This is a genomic window from Rhizobacter fulvus, from assembly GCF_964020785.1.
In genome coordinates, this window is the sequence record NZ_OZ224516.1 from 5,468,216 (window position 1) to 5,488,984 (window position 20,769).

General features: G+C 69.6%; 20 protein-coding genes. 12 read left to right on the plus strand and 8 right to left on the minus strand.

All coding sequences use genetic code 11. From position 1 onward, the window contains the following. Window positions 1-55 precede the first annotated feature (55 nt). The 4 genes from serC to ACWH49_RS25895 all read left to right on the plus strand — a co-directional run bounded on the left by serC (window position 56) and on the right by ACWH49_RS25895 (window position 9,119). A complete protein-coding gene (gene serC, locus ACWH49_RS25880) occupies window positions 56-1,138 on the plus strand; it encodes a 3-phosphoserine/phosphohydroxythreonine transaminase (RefSeq protein WP_448174047.1) in 1,083 nt (360 codons plus the stop codon). Continuing rightward, window positions 1,131-2,324, plus strand: coding sequence for a phosphoglycerate dehydrogenase (locus ACWH49_RS25885; protein WP_448174048.1), 1,194 nt, complete (start codon window positions 1,131-1,133; stop codon window positions 2,322-2,324). Before serC ends, ACWH49_RS25885 begins: the two co-directional genes overlap by 8 nt. A gap of 88 nt (window positions 2,325-2,412) precedes the next feature. Next, window positions 2,413-6,156, plus strand: a complete 3,744-nt coding sequence (locus ACWH49_RS25890; protein ID WP_448174049.1) for a response regulator — start codon at window positions 2,413-2,415, stop codon at window positions 6,154-6,156. A 74-nt stretch (window positions 6,157-6,230) separates the two neighbouring features. Then, entirely contained in the window at window positions 6,231-9,119 is a 2,889-nt protein-coding gene (locus ACWH49_RS25895; RefSeq protein WP_448174050.1) for an aconitate hydratase, read from the plus strand. A 4-nt stretch (window positions 9,120-9,123) separates the two neighbouring features. Here the strand turns inward: ACWH49_RS25895 and ACWH49_RS25900 are convergent, their stop codons facing one another. The 3 genes from ACWH49_RS25900 to ACWH49_RS25910 all read right to left on the minus strand — a co-directional run bounded on the left by ACWH49_RS25900 (window position 9,124) and on the right by ACWH49_RS25910 (window position 10,285). Continuing rightward, window positions 9,124-9,348 carry a hypothetical protein gene (locus ACWH49_RS25900; protein ID WP_448174051.1) on the minus strand — a complete coding sequence of 75 codons (225 nt, stop codon included), beginning with the start codon at window positions 9,346-9,348 and terminating at the stop codon, window positions 9,124-9,126. Between the two features lie 69 nt (window positions 9,349-9,417). Continuing rightward, window positions 9,418-9,765 (minus strand): arsenate reductase, encoded by a 348-nt coding sequence (locus ACWH49_RS25905; protein ID WP_448174052.1) that lies wholly within the window; start codon window positions 9,763-9,765, stop codon window positions 9,418-9,420. Window positions 9,766-9,769: 4 nt separating this feature from the next. Next, the gene (locus ACWH49_RS25910) at window positions 9,770-10,285 is read right to left on the minus strand and encodes a hypothetical protein (RefSeq protein ID WP_448174053.1); all 516 of its coding nucleotides are present in this window, start codon (window positions 10,283-10,285) and stop codon (window positions 9,770-9,772) included. Between the two features lie 84 nt (window positions 10,286-10,369). Here ACWH49_RS25910 and ACWH49_RS25915 point away from each other — a divergent pair, with 84 nt between their 5' ends. From ACWH49_RS25915 to ACWH49_RS25925, 3 genes are all read left to right on the plus strand, one after another. Then, entirely contained in the window at window positions 10,370-11,359 is a 990-nt protein-coding gene (locus ACWH49_RS25915; protein WP_448174054.1) for an MBL fold metallo-hydrolase, read from the plus strand. After that, window positions 11,356-12,147 (plus strand): SDR family NAD(P)-dependent oxidoreductase, encoded by a 792-nt coding sequence (locus tag ACWH49_RS25920; RefSeq protein WP_448174055.1) that lies wholly within the window; start codon window positions 11,356-11,358, stop codon window positions 12,145-12,147. The genes ACWH49_RS25915 and ACWH49_RS25920 overlap by 4 nt, the downstream gene beginning before the upstream one ends. A 189-nt stretch (window positions 12,148-12,336) precedes the next feature. Next, window positions 12,337-12,828, plus strand: coding sequence for a GFA family protein (locus ACWH49_RS25925; RefSeq protein WP_448174056.1), 492 nt, complete (start codon window positions 12,337-12,339; stop codon window positions 12,826-12,828). A 4-nt stretch (window positions 12,829-12,832) separates the two neighbouring features. Here the strand turns inward: ACWH49_RS25925 and ACWH49_RS25930 are convergent, their stop codons facing one another. Then, window positions 12,833-13,294, minus strand: a complete 462-nt coding sequence (locus tag ACWH49_RS25930; RefSeq protein WP_448174057.1) for a MarR family winged helix-turn-helix transcriptional regulator — start codon at window positions 13,292-13,294, stop codon at window positions 12,833-12,835. A gap of 55 nt (window positions 13,295-13,349) precedes the next feature. On the opposite strand from ACWH49_RS25930, the gene ACWH49_RS25935 reads away from it, so the two are divergent. The 3 genes from ACWH49_RS25935 to ACWH49_RS25945 are packed head-to-tail and all read left to right on the plus strand — an operon-like array spanning window position 13,350 to window position 15,582. Further along, window positions 13,350-13,889 carry a PaaI family thioesterase gene (locus ACWH49_RS25935; RefSeq protein WP_448174058.1) on the plus strand — a complete coding sequence of 180 codons (540 nt, stop codon included), beginning with the start codon at window positions 13,350-13,352 and terminating at the stop codon, window positions 13,887-13,889. A gap of 2 nt (window positions 13,890-13,891) precedes the next feature. Next, a complete protein-coding gene (gloA, locus tag ACWH49_RS25940; protein ID WP_448174059.1) occupies window positions 13,892-14,281 on the plus strand; it encodes a lactoylglutathione lyase in 390 nt (129 codons plus the stop codon). Next, a complete protein-coding gene (locus ACWH49_RS25945) occupies window positions 14,281-15,582 on the plus strand; it encodes an MFS transporter (RefSeq protein WP_448174060.1) in 1,302 nt (433 codons plus the stop codon). Before gloA ends, ACWH49_RS25945 begins: the two co-directional genes overlap by 1 nt. Before the next feature lie 12 nt (window positions 15,583-15,594). Here the strand turns inward: ACWH49_RS25945 and eda are convergent, their stop codons facing one another. The 3 genes from eda to ACWH49_RS25960 all read right to left on the minus strand — a co-directional run bounded on the left by eda (window position 15,595) and on the right by ACWH49_RS25960 (window position 18,639). After that, entirely contained in the window at window positions 15,595-16,221 is a 627-nt protein-coding gene (gene eda / locus ACWH49_RS25950) for a bifunctional 4-hydroxy-2-oxoglutarate aldolase/2-dehydro-3-deoxy-phosphogluconate aldolase (protein WP_448174061.1), read from the minus strand. Between the two features lie 16 nt (window positions 16,222-16,237). Further along, window positions 16,238-18,055, minus strand: a complete 1,818-nt coding sequence (gene edd / locus ACWH49_RS25955) for a phosphogluconate dehydratase (protein WP_448174062.1) — start codon at window positions 18,053-18,055, stop codon at window positions 16,238-16,240. 104 nt (window positions 18,056-18,159) lie between these two features. After that, a complete protein-coding gene (locus tag ACWH49_RS25960) occupies window positions 18,160-18,639 on the minus strand; it encodes an OmpA family protein (protein ID WP_448174063.1) in 480 nt (159 codons plus the stop codon). Window positions 18,640-18,681: 42 nt separating this feature from the next. Between ACWH49_RS25960 and ACWH49_RS25965 the strand changes: the two genes are divergently transcribed. After that, window positions 18,682-19,287 carry a gamma-glutamylcyclotransferase gene (locus tag ACWH49_RS25965; RefSeq protein WP_448174064.1) on the plus strand — a complete coding sequence of 202 codons (606 nt, stop codon included), beginning with the start codon at window positions 18,682-18,684 and terminating at the stop codon, window positions 19,285-19,287. Window positions 19,288-19,299: 12 nt separating this feature from the next. Here the strand turns inward: ACWH49_RS25965 and ACWH49_RS25970 are convergent, their stop codons facing one another. Then, the gene (locus ACWH49_RS25970) at window positions 19,300-19,947 is read right to left on the minus strand and encodes a nucleotidyltransferase family protein (protein WP_448174065.1); all 648 of its coding nucleotides are present in this window, start codon (window positions 19,945-19,947) and stop codon (window positions 19,300-19,302) included. 171 nt (window positions 19,948-20,118) lie between these two features. Between ACWH49_RS25970 and pdxH the strand changes: the two genes are divergently transcribed. Then, window positions 20,119-20,754, plus strand: a complete 636-nt coding sequence (gene pdxH, locus ACWH49_RS25975) for a pyridoxamine 5'-phosphate oxidase (protein ID WP_448174066.1) — start codon at window positions 20,119-20,121, stop codon at window positions 20,752-20,754. Window positions 20,755-20,769 lie beyond the last annotated feature (15 nt).

Here is a 20,769-nt window from a genome sequence, read left to right on the forward strand (position 1 = left end):
CGCTTCGGCTAAGCTAGCCAGCCCCGTTGCAACCCGCCCCCGGAGAACCGCTCCCATGACCCGTGTCTTCAACTTCAGCGCCGGCCCTGCCGCCCTGCCCGAATCCGTGCTGCGCCAGGCGGCCGACGAGATGCTCGACTGGCACGGCTCGGGCATGTCGGTGATGGAGATGAGCCACCGCGGCAAGGAGTTCATCTCGATCCACGCCGAGTGCGAATCGCTGCTGCGCGAACTGCTGGCCGTGCCCGTCAACTACAAGGTGCTGTTCATGCAGGGCGGCGCGATCGGCGAGAACGCGATCGTGCCGATGAACATGCTGCGCGGCCGCGCCAGCGCCGACTACGTCAACACCGGCGAGTGGTCGAAGAAGTCGATCAAGGAGGCGGGCAAGTACGCCAGGATCAACGTCGTCGCCAGCTCCGAAGCGACGAAGTTCGACCGTGTTCCGCCGCGCGAGACCTGGAAGCTCGACCCGAACGCCGCCTACGTGCACATCTGCGCAAACGAGACGATCGGCGGCGTCGAGTACCACTTCACCCCCGACGTCGGCGACGTGCCGCTGATCGCCGACGTGTCGTCCAACATCATGTCGCGCCCGCTCGACGTGTCGAAGTTCGGCCTGCTCTACGGCGGCGCGCAGAAGAACATCGGGCCGGCGGGCCTGACGATCGTGATCGTTCGCGAGGACCTGCTCGGCGGCGCGCTGCCGATCACGCCGTCGGCCTTCAACTACGCCGAGCAGGCCGCCAACGACTCGATGCTGAACACGCCGCCGACCTACGCGATCTACATCGCCGGCCTCGTGTTCAAGTGGATCAAGGAGCGCGGCGGCCTCACCGCGATGGAGACGCACAACCGCAAGAAGGCGGCTGTGCTCTACGACTTCCTCGACGCCACGTCGTTCTACAACAGCCCGATCCAGCGCGCCGACCGCTCGCTGATGAACGTGCCGTTCAAGCTGAAGGACGAGGCGCTCGACGCCGCGTTCCTGAAGGGTGCCGAGGAACGCGGCATGCTGCAGCTGAAGGGCCACCGCGCCGTCGGCGGCATGCGCGCGTCGATCTACAACGCGATGCCGATCGAAGGTGTGCAGGCGCTGGTCGCCTACATGAAGGAGTTCGAGGCCCGCCATGGCTGAGGCGTCGAGGTTCCAGGTCCTGGTGCTGAACCAGGTCTCGGCCAACGGCCTGAAGCGGCTGCCGCCCGAGTTGTACGCGGTCGGCAAGGGCATGGCCGCGCCCGACGCGGTGCTGGTGCGCTCGGCCGACATGCATGCGTTGTCGATCCCGCCCAGCGTCGTCGCGATCGCACGGGCCGGTGCCGGCACCAACAACATCCCGGTCAAGGCGATGAGCGAGCGCGGCGTGCCAGTGTTCAACGCGCCGGGCGCCAACGCCAACGCCGTCAAGGAGCTGGTGCTCGCGGCGATGCTGATGACCGCGCGCAACCTGGCACCGGCGCTGCGCTTCGTCGCGGGGCTGGACACCGCGTCGCCCCACCTGGACAAGACCGTCGAGGACGGCAAGAAGGCGTTCGCCGGCTTCGAGCTGGCCGGCCACACCCTGGGCATCGTCGGCCTCGGCAAGGTGGGCTGCCTGGTCGCCGATGCGGCGATCAAGCTCGGCATGGAGGTCCACGGCTTCGACCCGCACATCACGGTCGACGCGGCCTGGAGCCTGCCCGCGCAGGTCCGGAAAGCCGCGAGCGTCGCCGACGTGCTGAAGAACGCCGACTTCGTGACGCTGCACGTGCCGCTGGTCGACGCGACGCGAGACCTCGTCAATGCCGACAACCTGAGCCTGATGCGCCCCGGCGCGGTGCTGCTGAACTTCTCGCGCGACGGCGTCGTCAACGAGGCGGCGGTGCTGAAGGCGCTCGATGCGCGCCGCCTCGCCTGGTACGCCTGCGACTTCCCGAGCGCGGCCGCGAACGCCCACCCGCAGGTGCTCGCGCTGCCACACCTGGGGGCGTCGACCGCGGAGGCGGAAGAGAACTGCGCGATCATGGTCGTCGACCAGCTGCGCGACTTTCTCGAGCACGGCAACGTCGTCAACGCCGTCAACTTCCCGCAGGTGGACATGGCACGCGAATCGGCTTACCGCGTCGCGATCGCCAATGCCAACGTGCCGAACATGCTCGGGCAGATCTCGACCGCGATGGCCACGGCCGGCCTGAACATCCACAACATGGTCAACAAGTCGCGCGGAGACATGGCCTACACGCTGGTCGACGTGGACAGCCCGGTGACTGACGCGGTGCTCGATTCGCTGCGCGCGATCGACGGAGTGTTGTCTGTGCGCTATTTGCCCTATCAAACCCCCTAGGCCATGCAGCTCGACGCTTCGCATTTCTGTTAGAAATGTGAACCAAATGTGACCCGGGCAACACGCCGGGCGCGCTACGAGGAGTCGGGTGGCGAACAACCAGGGTGAAACTGCAGGGGACCGGCGCCCGCGCCGGCCGCGTCATCTCTGGATCCTGACCGGAGCGTGGACGCTGGCGATTGCCGCGATGTCGTACTGGTGGCTGCAGGACCGACTCGCCGAGCATCGCGAGCGCACGGCCGCCACGGCCGCCGTGCGCCTGACGGGCGTGAAGGACACCCTCTCGATCACCTTCCGACAACTGGCCGCGCTGCCGCTGGACCTGTCGCACCGCCGGCTCGTGCCTGCCTTCGTCAGCGGATCGCATGGGCCGAACGCAGTTTCCGAGCAGGTCGAACTGCAACAGACCCTCGATCGGATGGCGGCCGATTTCGGCATCCCGCTGGCCGCGTTCATCGACCGCACCGGCACGCTGGTCGCGATCAACGGCAGCGCACGCAGCGCGCGCGCCGCGATCGAAGGCAACTTCGCGAAGCGCGACTACTTTGTCGAGGCGATGGCCAGCGGCGCAGCGGTGCAGTTCCTGCTCGGCCGGGCCAGCGGCGTGCCGGGGCTGTACTTCGCGAACCGCGTGCTGAACGACGGCCAGCCGGTGGGCGTCGCGCTCGTCAAGCAGGACACCGATCGTCTGAACCGCCTGCTCAGCGACACCGACGGGGCGCGCGTGTTCGTCACCGACATCAACGGCGTGGTCGTGCTGTCCAACCACGACGACCTGATGCTCCAGCGCGTGCCGGGCGCCCCGCCCCGCCCCGACGCGCTCTGGCAGGAGGTCTACCAACGCGTGCCGCCAGAGCTGGACTGGACCCAGGGGCGGCTCGGCGACGCCGTGCACGGCCCGCTGTTCACGCAGGTCGCCGGCATGCGCCACGTGACGCTGTCGTCCGCACTGGGCGACCTCGCGCCGCTGAAGGTCTGGGTGCTGGAACCGCTCGACGAGGAAGCGCCCCTGACCCACAGCGCGTGGACCGGCGGCCTCCTGCTATGGGCCGTCGGCTGCCTGCTGATCTGGCTGAGCTGGCGCCGCCTGCAGTCGGTCGACGCCGCGTTGCAGGCGCGTCGCGACATCGTCGAGCTCGCGCAGGCGCTGCCGCTGACGGTGTTCCGCTACACCCGCCCGGCGCGCGGCGCGCCGCGCTTCGCGTTCATCGGGCGCGGCGCGCAGGATCTGTTCGGCGTGCCGCCGGAGCAGATCGAACGTGATCCGACGCTGCCCTGGCGCCTGGCTGGCACCGGCGATGCGCCACCCACGCTGCCGCAGGAATTCCGCGTCCCGGCGGACCCGGCCGGCGAGCGCGGCGGCCGCTGGGTGCTGGCCGACAGCTCGCCGCGCGGCGAGGCCGACGGCGGCACGACCTACAACGGCTACTGGCTCGACGTGACCTCGCGGCGCGAGACCGAGCTGCGCTTCGCCGCGCTGTTCGAGCACGCCCCGACCGGCTACCTGTTCTTCGATCCGCGACGCGGCATCACGCATTGCAATCCGGCCGCGTTGAAGCTGTTCGGCACGAGCGACGCGCAGCTGCTGCTGGGCCGCGTGCCGTGGTTCCCGGGGCTGTCGGCCGACACCCAGGCCGATGGCCAGCCAAGCCGCGACCGCGCGCTGGCCGACCTGCGCGCGCACACCGCGCGCGGCGACCGCGTGCACAGCTTCGAATGGCGCTTCCGGCGTCTGAACGGCACCGAGTTCGACGCCGACGTGAACGTCATCGCACTCGAATGGGCCGGCACGCCGGAGTTCTGCGCGGTGATCCAGGACATCACCGCGCGCAAGCAGCTGCAGGCCGCGACCGAGCGCGCGCGGGCCGCCGCCGAGGCGGCCAGCCAGACCAAGTCGAGCTTCCTCGCCAACATGTCGCACGAGCTGCGCACGCCGATGAACGCGATCATCGGCATGACGCATCTCGCGCTCGAAGACGGCCTGCCCGACAAGCAGCGCGACTATGTCGAGAAGGCGCACAGCTCGGCCCGCAACCTGCTGCAGATCCTGAACGACATCCTCGACGTGTCGAAGATCGAGGCGGGGCAGATGGCGCTGGAGCGCATCGACTTCGAACTCGAATCGGTCGTCGGCGAAATGGCCGACGTGCTCGGCCTCAAGGCGGACGAGAAAGGGCTGGAGCTGCTGTTCACCGCCGCGCCCGATCTGCCGCGCCGGCTGATCGGCGACCCGACGCGTCTGCGCCAGGTGCTCGTCAACCTCGGCAGCAATGCGATCAAGTTCACCGACGCCGGCGACGTCACGGTCGGCATGGAAGTGACCCACCAGGACGCCGACGTGATCGAGATGCATGGCTGGGTGCGCGATACCGGCGTCGGGCTGTCCGCCGAGGAGATCTCGCGCCTGTTCCAGCCCTTCGTGCAGGCCGACAGCTCGACGACGCGCCGCTTCGGCGGCACCGGCCTGGGCCTCGTGATCAGCCGCCAGCTGGTCGAGCGCATGGGCGGGCGCATGTGGGTGGAAAGCACGCCGGGTGTGGGGTCCACCTTCCATTTCACCGCGCGCTTCGGCCGCAGCGCGCCGCGGGCGCCCGCCCGCGCCTGGATGGCCAACGAACTGCGCGGCCGCCGCGCCCTGCTTGTCGACGACAGCGCCGCCGCCCTCGACGTGCTCGGCGGGATGCTGGAGGCGCTCGGCGTGGTGGTCGATCGCGCACAGAGCGGCGAGGAGGCGCTGGCCATTCTCGCGGAGCGACCGGCCGACTACACCTGGTTGCTGATCGACTGGAAGATGCCCGGCATCGACGGCGTCGAGTGCGCGCGGCGCATTCTGGCGCGCCACCCGCACCTCCATCCCTGCATCCTGCTGGTGACCGCGTTCGCCCGGGACGACGCCGTGCGGGCCTGCGCCGACCTGCCCCTGGCAGGCGTGCTGCACAAGCCGGTGACGCCGTCCAGCCTGCACGACGCGCTGGTCCAGGCGCGCCGGCAGGAGCCGCCGCCGGTGGTCGCGCGCCGCGCGACCGGCACGCCGCCGCTGTCGCTCGCGGTGCGCCAGCGCCTGGCCGGTGCCCGCGTGCTGCTGGCCGAGGACCACCCGCTGAACCAGCAGCTCGCCTGCGAACTGCTGCGGCGCGCAGGAATGGAGGTGGTCGTCGCCAAGGACGGGCGCGAGGCGCTGGACAAGCTCGCGACCGAGGGCCCGTTCGACGGTGTGCTGATGGACTGCCAGATGCCGGTGATGGACGGCTACACCGCGACCCGCGAACTGCGCGGACGGCCCGAGTGGCAGAAGCTGCCGGTGATCGCCATGACCGCGAGCGCACTCACCGAGGACCGGGAACGGGCACTCGCCAGTGGCATGAACGCCCACATCACCAAGCCGATCCATGTCGAATCGATGCTGCGCACGATGGCGCAGTGGATCGCGGTCCCGGGTGCGCCGGCCGACGCTGGCCAGACTGCGTCGGCGGGGCCGATCGAGCTGCCGGACGGCACCCCGATCGACGTCGCCGCGGGCCGCGCGTTCTGCATGGGCAACGACGATCTTTACCGGCGTTTACTCGAGGGCTTTCGCGACGCCGAGGCCAATTTCGTGGCCGAGGTCGGCGCAGCCCTGGCCGAGCAGCGCTGGAGCGACGCGCTGCGCCGCTCGCACGACATGAAAGGGCTCGCCGGCACGCTCGGCGCCCACGCGCTGCTCGCGGCGGCGCAGGCGCTGCACACCGCGCTGGTCGCGCGCCAGGCCCAGCCGGCGTTGGGCGAGATGGAGCACGTCGCGGTCGAACTCGACCGGGTGCTCGCGCAGATCGACGAGCTCGCCCCGCGCTGAAGGAGCGGGCGTCACCGTCTGCTGACACAATGGTTCGTTCAGCCCAGCCGGCGTTTTTCGACGAGGTTCCCGCCATGCCCAAGACCAAGAATTCTTCGACCGCCAGGACCGCCAAATCCGCCGCGCATGCCTTCGCCGGCACGCGCAAATCGTTCCGCACCGCCTCCGGCAGGCCTGGCGAGCTCTATTCGCTGCCGGCGCTGGCGAAGCAGTTCCCGACCGTGAGCCGGCTGCCGGTGTCGATCCGCATCGTGCTCGAATCGGTGCTGCGCAACTGCGACGGCGTCAAGGTGACGAAGGAGCACGTCGCCGAGCTCGCGAACTGGCAACCGAACGCGGAGCGCACCAACGAGATCCCGTTCGTCGTCGCCCGCGTCGTGCTGCAGGACTTCACCGGCGTGCCGCTGCTGGCCGACCTGGCCGCGATGCGCAACGTCGCCGCGGCGATGGGCAAGAACCCGAAGACGATCGAGCCACTGGTACCGGTCGACCTGGTGGTCGACCACTCGATCATGATCGACCACTACGGCAAGAAGAACTCGCTCGACCTGAACATGAAGCTGGAGTTCAAGCGCAACGAGGAGCGCTACCAGTTCATGAAGTGGGGCATGCAGGCCTTCGACACCTTCGGCGTCGTGCCGCCGGGCTTCGGCATCGTGCACCAGGTGAACCTCGAGTACCTCGCCCGCGGGGTGCACAAGACGGCCGACGGCGTCTACTACCCCGACTCGCTGGTCGGCACCGACAGCCACACGACGATGATCAACGGCATCGGCGTCGTCGGCTGGGGGGTCGGCGGCATCGAGGCCGAGGCCGGCATGCTGGGTCAGCCGGTGTACTTCCTGACGCCGGACGTGGTCGGCTTCGAATTCACCGGGCGCCTGCGCGAGGGTGTGACCGCGACCGACCTGGTGCTGACCGTCACCGAAATCCTGCGCCGCGAGAAGGTCGTCGGCAAGTTCGTCGAGTTCTTCGGCGAAGGCACCTCCGGCCTGGCGCTGCCGGATCGCGCGACCATCGGCAACATGGCGCCCGAATACGGCGCGACGATGGGCTTCTTCCCGGTCGACGAGAAGACGATCGAGTACTTCCGCGGCACCGGCCGCACCACGGCCGAGATCGAGGCCTTCGAGGCCTACTTCAAGGCGCAGGGCCTGTTCGGGGCGCCGCGCGCCGGCGAGGTCGACTACACCCGCGTCGTCACGCTCGACCTGGGCAGCGTGACGCCGAGCCTGGCCGGCCCGAAACGCCCGCAGGACCGGATCGAGCTCGGCAACGTCAAGGCGCAATTCACCTCGCTGTTCAGCAAGCCGCCGGCCGAGAACGGCTTCAACCAGCCAGCCGCGCACCTGCTGACGCGCCACGTGGTGCGGGCCGAGGACGCGGCCGAGAAAGTGCCGCACGAAAAGCTTGCCGAGCCGCCGGGCGCGCCGCGCCAGGTCGTCGAGATGGTCGGCAACCGGCCGACGCTGGCGGCCGCGCAGTCGGAAGCGGCATCGAAGCAGCCGGCGGTGGGCGACATGTCGCTGGGCAACGGTGACGTGCTGATCGCGGCGATCACCTCGTGCACCAACACCTCGAACCCGAGCGTGCTGCTGGCCGCGGGGCTGCTCGCGAAGAAAGCGGTCGAGGCCGGGCTGAAGGTGGCGCCGCACATCAAGACCTCGCTCGCGCCGGGCTCGCGCATCGTCACCGAATACCTCGAGAAGGCCGGGCTGCTGCCCTACCTCGAGAAGCTCGGCTTCAGCGTCGCCGCGTACGGCTGCACCACCTGCATCGGCAACGCCGGCGACCTGCGCCCCGAGTTCAACGACGCGATCACCAAGAACGACCTGATCTGCGCCGCGGTTCTATCGGGCAACCGCAACTTCGAGGCGCGCATCCACCCGAACCTGAAGGCGAATTTCCTTGCCAGCCCGCCGCTCGTGGTCGCCTACGCGATCGCCGGCACGGTGCTGAAGGACCCGATGACCGAGCCGCTCGGCAAGGGCAAGGGCGGGCGCGACATCTACCTCGGCGACATCTGGCCCAGCAGCGACGAGGTGCACGCGCTGATGAAGTACGCGATGAACGGCAAGGCGTTCAAGGCGAACTACGACAAGGTCGCGAAGGAACCGGGCGCGCTGTGGGAGAAGATCAAGGGCGTCAAGGGCCAGGTCTATGACTGGCCGGGCTCGACCTACATCGCGCGGCCACCGTTCTTCGACGACTTCACGATGGAGCCGAAGCAATTGGTGGCCGGCGTGCGCGGCGCCCGCGCGATGGCGCTGTTCGGCGACTCGATCACGACCGACCACATCTCCCCTGCCGGCTCGATCAAGGAATCCTCACCCGCCGGCATCTGGCTCAAGGCCCACGGCGTGCAGAAGGCCGACTTCAACTCCTACGGCTCGCGCCGCGGCAACCACGACGTGATGATGCGCGGCACCTTTGCCAACGTGCGGATCAAGAACCTGATGATCCCGCCCGGCGCCGACGGCTCGCGCGAGGAAGGCGGCGTGACGCTGTTCCAGCCCTCCGGCGAGAAGATGTTCATCTACGACGCGGCGATGAAGTACATCGAGCAGGGCACGCCGACCGTGATCTTCGCCGGCGAGGAATACGGCACCGGCTCGAGCCGCGACTGGGCCGCCAAGGGATCGCAACTGCTCGGCGTGAAGGCCGTGATCGCGCGCAGCTTCGAGCGCATCCACCGCAGCAACCTGGTCGGCATGGGCGTGCTGCCGCTGCAGTTCATCGGCAACGATTCATGGGAATCGCTCGGCATCCGCGGCGACGAACGCTTCGACATTCAACTTGCCGACGAGATCGCGCCGCAGCAGCAGGCCACGCTGGTGATCCACAGCGACGGCGTCGCCCGCAAGGTGCCGCTGATCCTGCGCATCGACACGCCGATCGAGGTCGATTACTACAAGCACGGCGGCATCCTGCCATTCGTGCTGCGGCAGCTGCTGGCCGCCTGACGGGTCAGCGCGTGGCTTCGACCGCCAGCGGCGGCTCGATGGCCTCCTGCGCGCTCTCGCGCAGGAAGTTCAGGTCGACCACCGCCTCGGGATCGGACACCTGCCAGGCCGGCTGCAACGCGAGGCCGCGGGCGATCTGGAATGCGTCGTAAGGGCTCAGCAGCGCATCCAGCAGGCACAGCCGCCCGGCGGCCCGCTCGACCCAGCGCAAGTCCACGAAGGCATCCATCGAGTCAGTTTAGGTGCGGGGGGCATTCGACGCTCGATAGAAATTCCATCGCCGACTTGGCCAACTATCTCAACGTCGTGCCCAGTCGTCGGCGTCGAAGCCGAGCGTGATCGCACCGTCGGGCCACTCGACGACCGGGCGCTTGATGACGCTCGCGTGCGTAAGCATCACGCGTTTCGCGCTGGCGTCATCGACGACCGTGTCGCGTACCGATTCGTCGAGGGCGCGCCAGGCGGTGCCCTTGCGGTTCAGCACCCGCTCCCAGCCGGCGCTGCGCAGCCACGCGTCGAGCCGATCGGGCGGCACACCGGCCTTCTTGAAATCGTGGAACGCGGCGTCGTGGCCGCTCGCGGCCAGCCAGGCGCGGGCCTTCTTGACCGTGTCGCAGTTGGGAATTCCGTAGAGCGTGAAGGCCATCGCGTCAGTCCCGGCTGTTCGGGCCGTCGCAGGCCGGGTCGGTGCCGAGGTTGGCCTCGACGACGCGGTGGTCGGCATCGGCGATCGAGACCTGGTACCAGACGCAGTCGCCACCGTCGAACCGGTAGTTCCAGACCTGGCCGCGCGGGTAGTTGACGCCGAATACCCACGCCGGGCGGCCGAAGCGCATGCGCACCTGCTCGGCTGTCATGCCGGGCGTGATGGTCGCGAGGTTCAGTTCGGTCAAGACCTGTTGCGAAGTCATCAGCCGGCCGCTGCGGTCGAAGTCCAGCATGTAGGTCTGCTTGCCGAACGAGCCCTGCGCAAACTCGAGCCGCGTGCCGCCATCGGGCAGCGCATATTCGCCGGTCGGCGCGAACAGCGCGCCGCGGGCCTGCGCGATCGGCGTGCCGGGCGGCAGGCCTCCGGGGGCCAGCGTGCCGCAGCCGGCCAGCACGGCGCAGGCCGCCAGCCCGCCGAGCCATGCCGCGCGGCGGCGTGGGAAGGTGTTGGGGTTCATCGTCGTCTCCACGTTCTGCGTTCGACGCATTCTGACCCGCCTCGGCCAGCCCGGTTCCCGACGTGGGCTCCATAGAATCGGTCCATGACCTCGACCACCTCCCTGCCCTTCGTGCGCCCGATCGAGCACGGCATCCATGTCATCGACACCGGCTTCCATCGGCCGGTGTTCGACGCCGCCTACCTGATCGTCGAGAACGGCCGCGCCGCCTTCATCGACACCGGCACCAACGATTCGGTGCCGCGCCTGCTGGCGGCGCTGGGCGCCGCCGGTCTCGGCCCCGACGATGTCGACTACGTGATCCCGACCCACGTGCATCTCGACCATGCCGGCGGCGTCGGCCTGCTGATGCAGCAGCTGCCGCGCGCGCAGCTGGTCGTGCACCCGATCGGCGCGCCGCACCTGATCGAGCCGAGCCGGCTAATGGACGGCGCGCGCGCCGTCTACGGTGCCGAGGAGGTGGCGCGCACCTACGGCGACGTGGTCGGCGTGCCGGCCGCGCGCGTGCTGCGCACCGCCGACGAGATGGTGCTGGACTTCGCGGGCCGCCCGCTGAAGTTCCTCGACACGCCCGGCCACGCGCGCCACCACCACTGCATCTGGGACGAGCGCAGCCGCGGCTTCTTCACCGGGGACACCTTCGGCCTGTCCTACCGCGAGTTCGACACGCCCCAGGGCGCGTGGATCATGCCGACGACCACGCCGGTGCAGTTCGAGCCCGATGCGCTGCGCCGCTCGATCGAACGCATGCTCGCCTATCGACCGGAGCGCATGTACCTGACCCACTACGGCCCGGTGACCGATGTGCCGCGGCTGGCAAGGCTCCTGCTCGCCCAGCTCGACGCGATGGTGGCGCTGGCGCTCGCGCTGCCCGACGACGCGCGGCGCCACCAGGCGCTGATGGACGGCCTGGGCGCGATCCACCTCGCCAGCCTGCGCGCCCACGGCAGCGCGCTCGATGCCGAGCGCGTGCGCGAGCTGCTCGCGCTGGACAACGAGCTCAACGCCCAGGGCATCGCCGTGTGGCTGAACCGCAAGAACCGCGAGAAGAAGACCGAAGGAGCCACCGCATGACCCACGCCGTTCATTTCCACCTCGAGGACCGGGTCGCGATCGTCACCGGCGCGGCGCAGGGCATCGGCGCCGCCTGCGCCGAGCGGCTGTCGCAGGACGGCGCGGCGGTCGCGTTGTGGGACGTCGACGACGCGCGCGGCCAGGCGCTCGCCGACCGCCTCGTCGGCCAGGGCCAGCGTGCGATCTATGTTCACTGCAACGTCGCGGCGAAGGACGAGGTCGATGCCGCGTTGGCCGCGACGCTGCAGGCCTTCGGCCACGTCGACGCACTGATCAGCAACGCCGGCATCTTCAAGGCCGCCGACTTCCTCGATATCACCGAAGCCGACTGGGACGCGGTGCTGGACATCAACCTGAAGGGCTCGTTCCTGGTCGGCCAGGCGGTCGCGCGCGCGATGGTCGCTTCGAGGACGCCGGGCACGATCGTCAACATGAGTTCGGTCAACGGGATCATGGCGATCCCCAGCATCGCCAGCTACAACGCCAGCAAGGGCGGCGTGAACCAGCTCACCCGCGTGATGGCGCTGGCGCTGGCCGACCACGGCATCCGCGTCAACGCGGTCGCGCCCGGCACGATCGCAACCGAGCTCGCGCAGAAGGCCGTGCTCGGCAGCGAGGAAGCGAAGGCCCGCATCATGAGCCGCACGCCGATGCGCCGCCTCGGCGAGCCGAGCGAGATCGCCGACGTGTGCGCGTTCCTGACCAGCAGCGCGTCGAGCTACATCACCGGCGAGATCGTCTACATCGACGGCGGTCGCATGACGTTGAATTACACCGTCGTGCCGTGACACCGACATCGCACTGCGCCCGATTCCAGCGCCGCGGGCTCGGCAGCGCGTTGCCGCAGCGATTCTTGAACGAAGCTGCGTCGAGCGTCAGAATCTTTCGGGTCGGCGCGCTGCGCGAAAACGATGCCAACCGCTTCCACCAACGCCACGGCTGCGTCGAGGTCTCTAACGACGAGTGGGACATTGCCTATGAACGACCCCGCCACCACCCTGCCCCCGGTTGAAGGCGGCTGCCTGTGCGGCGCGGTGCGCTTCCGCGCCCGCCCGACCCACCGCGAAGGCTACTACTGCCATTGCCGGATGTGCCAGCTCGCGTTCGGCAACACGCGCGCCACGTTCATCAACCTGCGCAAGGACGAAGTGGAGTGGACGCGCGGCGCCCCCGCGCATTACGCATCGTCGGCGTTCGCACAGCGGGGCTTCTGCGGGCGCTGCGGCACGCCGCTGAGCTTCGAATACCTGGATTCGCAGCGCATGGACCTGTCGGTGGGCAGTCTCGACGAGCCGGGCGTGTTCCGGCCGACCTCGCATTTCGCGATCGAGACGCGCGTCGATGCGTGGCATCACGACGACGGCCTGCCGGGGCAACGGCTCGATGCGTTCGAGCCGATCATGGCGCGCTGGAAGGCGAACTACGGCGACGACGTGAAACCCGGCGTCGACGCCACGCGCGGCGCCTAGTAGATCACTCGGCCGGCGGCTCGTTCATCGCCGCCAGACACTCGTCGATCAGCGCGTGCAGGCGCGCCACGCGGGTCGTGCCCACCTGCTCATTGAACGCGAGCTGGGCCCGTTTCCATTCGCGCTGCGCCTCGCTGCGCTTGTCGCGGCCGGCGTCGGTCGCGGTGACGAAGCGGCTGCGGCCATCGTCACCGGGGCCGACCTCGACCCAGCCCTGCGCCACCAGCGGCTGCAGGTTGCGCGTCAGGGTGGAGGCGTCCATTTCCATCGAGGCGGCCAGGTCGCCGGGGCGCACCGGGCCGAGGGTGACCACGTGGGACAGCAGCGAATACTGCGTCGTCTTCAAGCCGGCCGCGCCGACGATCTGGTCGAAGTGCTGACTGACGCGGCGCGACAGCTGCCGCAGCTTGAAGCTGCTGCAGCCGAGCGGGCCGGACGAGGCGCTACGAGGTCGTGTGGACATCATCGGACGATTGTAGCTACAATCTTTGCACCTGCAACTGATCTCCGGCATCCGCCCCATGAATCCGACCCCCGATACCTCCGCCGTCCTGGCCCAATGGGAAGCCGACGAGGCGCTGCGCCGCCAGTCGATGTTCAAGAGCGGCGTGTCGCGGCCGGACCAGGTGGCCGGCCTGAGCGGCGCCCAGGTGTTCGAGAAGCTGCTGTCCGGCGAGCTTCCGTACCCGCCGATCAACGACACCAGCGACTTCATCCTGGTCGAGTGCGCGCCTCTGCGGGCGGTGTTCCAGGGTCGCCCACAGCTGCGCCACTACAACCCGCTCGGCACCGTGCACGGCGGCTGGATCGCGACGCTGCTCGACTCCTGCGTCGGCTGTGCCGTGCATGTCTCGCTGCCCGCCGGCAAGTCCTACACGACCGCGGAACTCAAGGTCAACTACGTGCGCCCAGTGACCGAGAAGGTCGGCCTGGTGCGCGCGATCGGCGCTGTCATCCACCTCGGCAACCGCATGGCCACTGCCGAGGGGCGCCTCGTGGGGCCGGACGGCAAGCTGTACGCTCACGCCTCCACCACCTGCTTCATCTTCGACGCCCCCTGACCATGCGATTCCTCCACACGATGCTCCGAGTCGGCGACCTGCAACGCTCGATCGACTTCTACACCCAGATCATGGGCATGACGCTGCTGCGCCAGTCCGAGAACCCGTCGCAGAACTACTCGCTCGCGTTCGTCGGCTATGGCAAGAACCCCGAACATGCCGAGCTCGAACTGACCTACAACCACGGTGTCTCGAGTTACGAGATGGGAAGCGCCTACGGCCACATCGCGATCGGCGTGCCCGACGTCGCGGCGGCCTGCGAGAAGATCCGCCACGGCGGCGGCAACGTCACGCGCGAGGCCGGCCCGGTCAAGGGCGGCACGACCGTCATCGCCTTCATCACCGACCCGGACGGCTACAAGATCGAACTGATCGAACGGCCCAACATTTGATGCTTGCTCAAACCGTTTCCGGCTCGCTCGAGCGCCGCGGCTTCCACTACGCGTGGGTCATCGCGGCCGTCACCTTCCTCGCGATGCTCACCACCTCGGCGGCCCTCGGGCTGCCGGGGGCGATGCTGCAGCCGCTCAGCAAGGAGTTCGGCTGGACCACCGACCAGCTCTCGTCGGTGTTCGCGGTGCGTTTCGCGTTGTTCGGCCTGCTCGGGCCGTTCGCGGCGGTGTTCATCGGGCGCTTCGGCCTGCGCACGATCATGGTCGCGGCGGCCTCGTTCATCGCCGTCGCGATGGTGCTCGCGACCCAGGTCACGCAGCTGTGGCAACTGTTCCTGCTGTGGGGCCTGGTGCTCGGCTGCGGCACGGGCCTGACGGCGCTGGTGCTCGGCGCGATGGTCGCGAACCGCTGGTTCACGACCAACCGCGGGCTCGTCGTCGGCCTGTTCGCGGCGAGCACGGCGACAGGGCAGCTGATCTTCCTGCCGATCGCCGCGTGGATGATCGAGAACATCGGCTGGCGCTACGCGGTGATCCCGGTGTTCATCGCCTGCGTTGTCGTCGCGGCATTGGCCACGCTGTTCATGCGCGACCACCCCGGCAGCATCGGCCTGCGCGCGTTCGGCGAGCCCGCCGGCGGGCCGATCGAGGCACCGCCGCCGCGGGCGACCCGGCTCAACTTCCTCGGCCCGTTCCAGGTGCTGGCCGAGGCCTCGCGCAACCGCACGTTCTGGATCCTGGCCGGCACCTTCTTCATTTGCGGTCTGTCCACCAACGGCCTGCTGCAGACCCACTTCATCTCGCTGTGCGGCGACAACGGCATGACCGCCGTGCCGGCCGCCTCGGTGCTGGCGCTGATGGGCGCGTTCGACCTGGTCGGCACCACGCTGTCGGGCTACCTGTCCGACCGCTACGACAACCGCAAGCTGCTGTTCTGGTACTACGGCCTGCGCGGTCTGTCGCTGTTCTGGCTGCCGTTCTCGACCTTCACGTTCTACGGCCTGTCGATCTTCGCGATGTTCTACGGCCTCGACTGGATCGCCACCGTGCCGCCGACCGTCAAGCTCGCCGCGCAGGAGTTCGGCAAGGAGAAGGCCGGCATGATCTTCGGCTGGGTCTTCGCCGCGCACCAGCTCGGCGCCGCGACCGCCGCCTACGGCGCGGGCCTGACCCGCACGCTGCTGCTGACCTATAACCCGGCGCTGTTCGCGGCCGGTGCGGCCTGCCTGCTGGCCGCGGCGGCGGTGTTGATGATCCGGCTGCAGGGGCGCGTCGCGCCCGCGGTGCCGAAGCCGGCCTGAGCGACCGGCGGTTCAGCGCCGCAGCGCGCTTGCCTCGCGCGCCAGCGTGGTGATGCGCGCCCAGTCCTTCGCCGCGACCGCATCGGCCGGCGTCAGCCACGAGCCGCCGCAGACCCTGACGTTCGGCAGCGCCAGGAAGTCGGGCGCGGTCGCCAGCGTGATGCCGCCGGTCGGGCAGAACACCACGTCGGTGAACGGTCCGGCCAGCGCCTTCAGCATCGGGATGCCGCCGGCCTGCATGGCCGGGAAGAACTTCAGGAAGAAGTAGCCGTCGGCGTTGGCCTGCATCACCTCGCTGCCGGTCGCGGTGCCAGGCAGCAGCGGCAGACCGATGTCGCGACAGGCGTGGCCGATCGCCGAGGTGTAGCCGGGGCTGACCGCGAACGTGCAGCCAGCGTCCTTCGCGGCCTGCGCGTCGGCGGCGCTGCGCACCGTGCCGGCGCCGAGGATCGCGTCGGGTACTGCTTTCGCGATCGCCTCCATGCACTGCAGCGCGATCGGAGTGCGCAGCGTCACCTCGAGCACGCGCACGCCGCCGTCGACCAGCGCCTGCGCCATCGGCACGGCGTCCTCCAGCTGGTTGATGACGATGACCGGGATCACCGGGCCGTAGGAGACGAGTTCGAGCGTGTCGTTCATGGTGATGATCCAGAGGTCAGAGCCAGGTGCAGGCGCCCTGCTCGGCGCTCAGCACGTTGCGCCGCATGCCGGCGAAGAGTTCACGGCCCAGGCCGTGGCCGTTGATGTCGGCCTGCGCGTCGGGCAGCACGGCCTGCTCGCGCGCTGCCCAGGTCGCGTCGTCGACCCGCGCGGCGAGCGTGCCGGCGACCGCGTCGAGGCGGATCAGGTCGCCGTCGCGCACCTTGCCGAGCGCGCCGCCGTGCATCGCCTCGGGGCTCACATGGATAGCGGCCGGCACCTTGCCCGACGCACCGCTCATGCGCCCGTCGGTGACCAGCGCGACCTTGAAGCCGCGGCCCTGCAGCACGCCCAGCGGCGGCGTCAGCTTGTGCAGCTCGGGCATGCCGCAGGCGGCCGGTCCCTGGAAGCGCACGACCGCGATGAAATCGCGCTCGAGCGTGCCGGCCTTGAACGCGGCCAGCAGTTCTTCCTGCGTGTTGAAGACGATCGCCGGCGCCTCGACGATGTGCCGATCTTCCGGGACCGCCGAGACCTTGATGACGGCGCGGCCGAGGTTGCCGGTCAGCAGCTTCAGGCCGCCCTCGGCGCCGAACGGCGCAGCGGCCGTGCGCACGATGCTGTCGTCGATCGGCACGGCCGGCAGGTCGGCCCAGGTCAGGCGATCGGTGGACGCTTGCTCGGGCACCTTGCCGTATTCACGCAGGCCGCCGGCGACCACGGTGCTCACGTCGCCGTGCATCGCGCCGCTGTCGATCAGTTCGCGGATCACGAAGCCGGGGCCGCCCGCAGCCTGGAACTGGTTCACGTCGGCCACGCCGTTCGGGTAGACGCGCGCCAGCAGCGGCGTCGCGCGGGAGAGGTCGGCGAAGTCGGTCCAGTCGATCAGGATGCCGGCGGCGCGGGCGACCGCGACCCAGTGGATCAGGTGGTTGGTCGAGCCGCCGGTGGCGAGCAGCGCCACCATCGCGTTGACGATCACGCGCTCGTCGACCAGCCGGCCGATCGGCATGAAGCCGGCCCCCTTCGTGATGCCGAGCAGCGTGCGCACCGACTCGCGCGTCAGCGCCTCGCGCAGCTCCGCATGCGGGTGCACGAACGCCGCGCCGGGCACGTGCAGGCCCATCGCCTCGAGCAGCATCTGGTTGCTGTTGGCGGTGCCATAGAAGGTGCAGGTGCCGGCCCCGTGGTACGCGGCCGATTCGGCCTGCAGCAGTTCATCGCGGCCGACCAGGCCCTGCGCGTACTGCTCGCGGACCTTGGACTTGGCGGTGTTCGACAACCCGGTGCTCATCGGCCCGGCCGGCACGAACACGCACGGCAGGTGGCCGAAGTGCAAGGCGCCGATCAGCAGACCGGGCACGATCTTGTCGCACACGCCGAGCAGCAGCGCGCCGTCGAACACGTCGTGGGTCAGCGCGATGGCGGTGCCCATCGCGATCGTGTCGCGCGAGAACAGGCTCAGCTCCATGCCGGGCAGGCCCTGCGTGACGCCGTCGCACATCGCCGGCACGCCGCCGGCGACCTGCACCGTCGCGCCGTGGCGGGCCGCCTCGTCGCGGATCAGCGCCGGAAAGCCGGCGTAGGGCTGATGCGCCGACAGCATGTCGTTGTACGAGGTCACGACCGCCAGGTTCGGCGCGCGCTCGGCGACGATGCGCAACTTGTCCGCCCCCGGCAGCGCCGCGAACGCGTGCGCCACGTTGGCGCAGCCCATGCGGTCGGCGCCGCGCGGGCGGGCGATCGCGGCGTCGACGCGCGCCAGGTAGGCGCCGCGGGTGGCGGCGCTGCGCTCGCGGATGCGGGCGGTGACTTCGTTGACGGCTGGCTTCATGGCGGGCTCCTTCGTAACCACACCACGGATTTTCGAGTAACCGAGTTACATCGTCAAATCAATCGGTGCAGCACGCCAGGTTCGGCACAGGCAAGGGCCGTGCCTCAGCGCAGCCGCATCTCCACGCGCCGCGCCGCACGATCGTCGGCACCACCGGTGGTGACCATCGGCTTGTCCATCACGAGGCGGTCGGGCGCGACGCCGTTCGCCTCGAGCGCATGGCGCACCGCGAGGGCGCGCTTCTTGGCCAGTTCGGCGTTGGTGGCGGCATCGCCGCTCGCGTCGTGGAAACCGGAGATCAGCACGACCTTGCCGCTCTGCGCGCGGGCCGCGTCGGCGACCTTGACCAGCGTCTCCGAGGCGTCCGGCGGCAGCGCGTCGGAGCCGAGCGCGAAGTAGACCCGGCCCTCGGGTTCTCCGGCGATCGCGGTCGCCACCGCGGTGGTGGTGGTGCTCGGCGGCTTGGCCGCGCCGCCCGTCCCGGCGCGGGCCGCGAGCAGCAGGACGCCGGCCACCACCAGCGCGATCAGTCCCGCCACCACCATCAGTGCGTAATTCTGGGTTTCGTCGTTTTGATCGTTCACGGGTCTCTCCTGCTGGGACGGTTTCCATTCTAGAGTCGCGTCATGACGTCCCCGTTCTCGGCCCTGCACCTGCGCGACCCGCAACCGATGCTGGCGCAGGCGCTGCGGGACTGGGGCGGCGAGCACGATCTCTGGGTGTTCGGCTACGCCTCGCTGATCTGGCGGCCCGAGTTCGACGCCGACGAGCAGCGCGGCGCCGTCGTCCACGGCTGGCACCGCGCGCTCGAGATGCGCTCGCGGGTCAATCGCGGCACGCCCGAGTGCCCGGGGCTGGTGTTCGCGCTGGTGCCGGGCGGCTCGTGCCGCGGCATGGCCTATCGCATCGACCGCGCCCGTGCCGCGACCGAACTGGAGCGCCTGTGGGTGCGCGAGATGCCGACCGGCGTGTACGACCCGAAGTGGCTCGCCTGCCGCACCGCGCAAGGACCGGTGCGCGCACTGGCATTCACGCTCAGCCGGCGCAGCCCGGCGCACACCGGGCCGCTGTCGGATGCACAAATGCTCGAGGTGCTGCGCCGTGCGACCGGCCGCTTCGGCAGCACGTTGGACTACCTGCTCGAGACCTACCGCTCACTCAAGCACTGCGGCATCCACGACCGCGACATCGAACGCCTGGTCGCGCTGGCGCGCCACCACCACCTGGCCTGACGCGACAGCGCGCTACCAGCGCGGCGCGGGTGCGGCGACCGCAGCGCCGGTGCGGCGAACTTCATCGAGATCGGCCAGCGTGTCCACATCGACCAGCACGCCCGGGTCGTCGACTTCGACGCCGACCGCCGGATAGCGCGCGATCAAGCGTCGCGCCCCTTCGTCGCCGCTGAGTTCGGCGAGCTCCGAATAAAGCTCGGGCGAAAAGCCGACAGGGTGGCCGCGCCGCCCCTTGTACTGCGCGTAGGCCACCGCGTGATGGTCCAGTTCGCGGGCGACGGCCTGCAGCGTGGTCGGCTGCACGCGCGGCATGTCGCCGGGCAGGATCAGCCAGCCGTCCGCATCGGGCCGGGCCGCCACGCCGCACGCGATCGAGTAGCCCATGCCGAGTTGCGCCTGGCCCGGCGCGCCGACATCGGGCAGCACGACCACGTCGCGCGCCGCAACACTGCGCCGCGCGATATCGGCCAGACCTTCGGTCGTGACGACGATGACCTGCAGGTGGCTCGCGATCGCATGCTGCAACGTGCAGCCGAACACGGTGGTCGCGCCCAGGTGCTGCGCGAGCTTGTGCTCCGCGCTCAGAAAGCGGGACCCTTTCCCCGCTGCCAGCACGATCACCGCAGGCCGCCCGCCCATCGCATCCTCCCTGTGTTGCACGTTAGCGCTTGTAACCGGACGAATCTCACGCTCTCCGGTTGTCGATGGCCCAAGAATGGGAGCCGGGATCGCTTTCAGGAAGTGGTGCCTTTACCTAAGGCCAACCCCGTACGTCGACGCGGTCGCGGCGGTCGTCGCGGCCGTCCCGACGCGTCTTCCTATACTCGCCGCATGAACGACCTCGCCAACCTGCGCAAGAGCTACGAGCGTGCGGAGCTCGACGAATCGGCTTCGTTGGCCGACCCCACGGCGCAGTTCGAGCACTGGCTGCAGCAGGCGATCGAGGCGAAGCTGCCCGAGCCGAACGCGATGACGCTGGCCACCGTCGGTGCGAACGGGCGGCCCTCGAGCCGCATCGTGCTGATCAAGGGCGTGGATGCGCGCGGCATCACCTGGTACACCAACTACGGCAGCCGCAAGGGCCGCGAACTGGCGGCGCAGCCATTCGCGGCGCTGCAGTTCCACTGGGTCGAGCTCGAGCGCGTGGTGCGGATCGAGGGCCGCGTCGAGAAGACCTCGGCCGAAGAATCGGACGCGTATTTCGCGACCCGCCCGCTCGACTCGCGCATCGGCGCCTGGGCCTCGCCGCAAAGCACGGTGATCGACTCGCGTGCGGTGCTGGTCGCGAACGCCGCGAAGATCGGCGCCCGCTACCTGATGAACCCGCCGCGCCCGCCGCACTGGGGCGGCTACCGGCTGGTGCCCGACACCTTCGAGTTCTGGCAGGGCCGGGCCTCGCGCCTGCACGACCGGCTGCGCTACAGGCTGGCCGACGGCGCCTGGATCCGCGAGCGCCTCGCGCCCTGACCCGCGGCGCGAGCC

Coding starts and splice junctions, on each gene's coding strand:
- ACWH49_RS25925 (WP_448174056.1), top strand. CDS start 12,337: ATGAACGACCCCGCCACCACCCTGCCCCCGGTTGAAGGCGGCTGCCTG.
- ACWH49_RS25885 (WP_448174048.1), top strand. CDS start 1,131: ATGGCTGAGGCGTCGAGGTTCCAGGTCCTGGTGCTGAACCAGGTCTCG.
- serC (WP_448174047.1), top strand. CDS start 56: ATGACCCGTGTCTTCAACTTCAGCGCCGGCCCTGCCGCCCTGCCCGAA.
- gloA (WP_448174059.1), top strand. CDS start 13,892: ATGCGATTCCTCCACACGATGCTCCGAGTCGGCGACCTGCAACGCTCG.
- pdxH (WP_448174066.1), top strand. CDS start 20,119: ATGAACGACCTCGCCAACCTGCGCAAGAGCTACGAGCGTGCGGAGCTC.
- ACWH49_RS25930 (WP_448174057.1), bottom strand. CDS start 13,294: ATGATGTCCACACGACCTCGTAGCGCCTCGTCCGGCCCGCTCGGCTGC.
- ACWH49_RS25965 (WP_448174064.1), top strand. CDS start 18,682: ATGACGTCCCCGTTCTCGGCCCTGCACCTGCGCGACCCGCAACCGATG.
- ACWH49_RS25920 (WP_448174055.1), top strand. CDS start 11,356: ATGACCCACGCCGTTCATTTCCACCTCGAGGACCGGGTCGCGATCGTC.
- ACWH49_RS25895 (WP_448174050.1), top strand. CDS start 6,231: ATGCCCAAGACCAAGAATTCTTCGACCGCCAGGACCGCCAAATCCGCC.
- ACWH49_RS25935 (WP_448174058.1), top strand. CDS start 13,350: ATGAATCCGACCCCCGATACCTCCGCCGTCCTGGCCCAATGGGAAGCC.
- ACWH49_RS25910 (WP_448174053.1), bottom strand. CDS start 10,285: ATGAACCCCAACACCTTCCCACGCCGCCGCGCGGCATGGCTCGGCGGG.
- ACWH49_RS25945 (WP_448174060.1), top strand. CDS start 14,281: ATGCTTGCTCAAACCGTTTCCGGCTCGCTCGAGCGCCGCGGCTTCCAC.
- ACWH49_RS25905 (WP_448174052.1), bottom strand. CDS start 9,765: ATGGCCTTCACGCTCTACGGAATTCCCAACTGCGACACGGTCAAGAAG.
- edd (WP_448174062.1), bottom strand. CDS start 18,055: ATGAAGCCAGCCGTCAACGAAGTCACCGCCCGCATCCGCGAGCGCAGC.
- eda (WP_448174061.1), bottom strand. CDS start 16,221: ATGAACGACACGCTCGAACTCGTCTCCTACGGCCCGGTGATCCCGGTC.
- ACWH49_RS25900 (WP_448174051.1), bottom strand. CDS start 9,348: ATGGATGCCTTCGTGGACTTGCGCTGGGTCGAGCGGGCCGCCGGGCGG.
- ACWH49_RS25915 (WP_448174054.1), top strand. CDS start 10,370: ATGACCTCGACCACCTCCCTGCCCTTCGTGCGCCCGATCGAGCACGGC.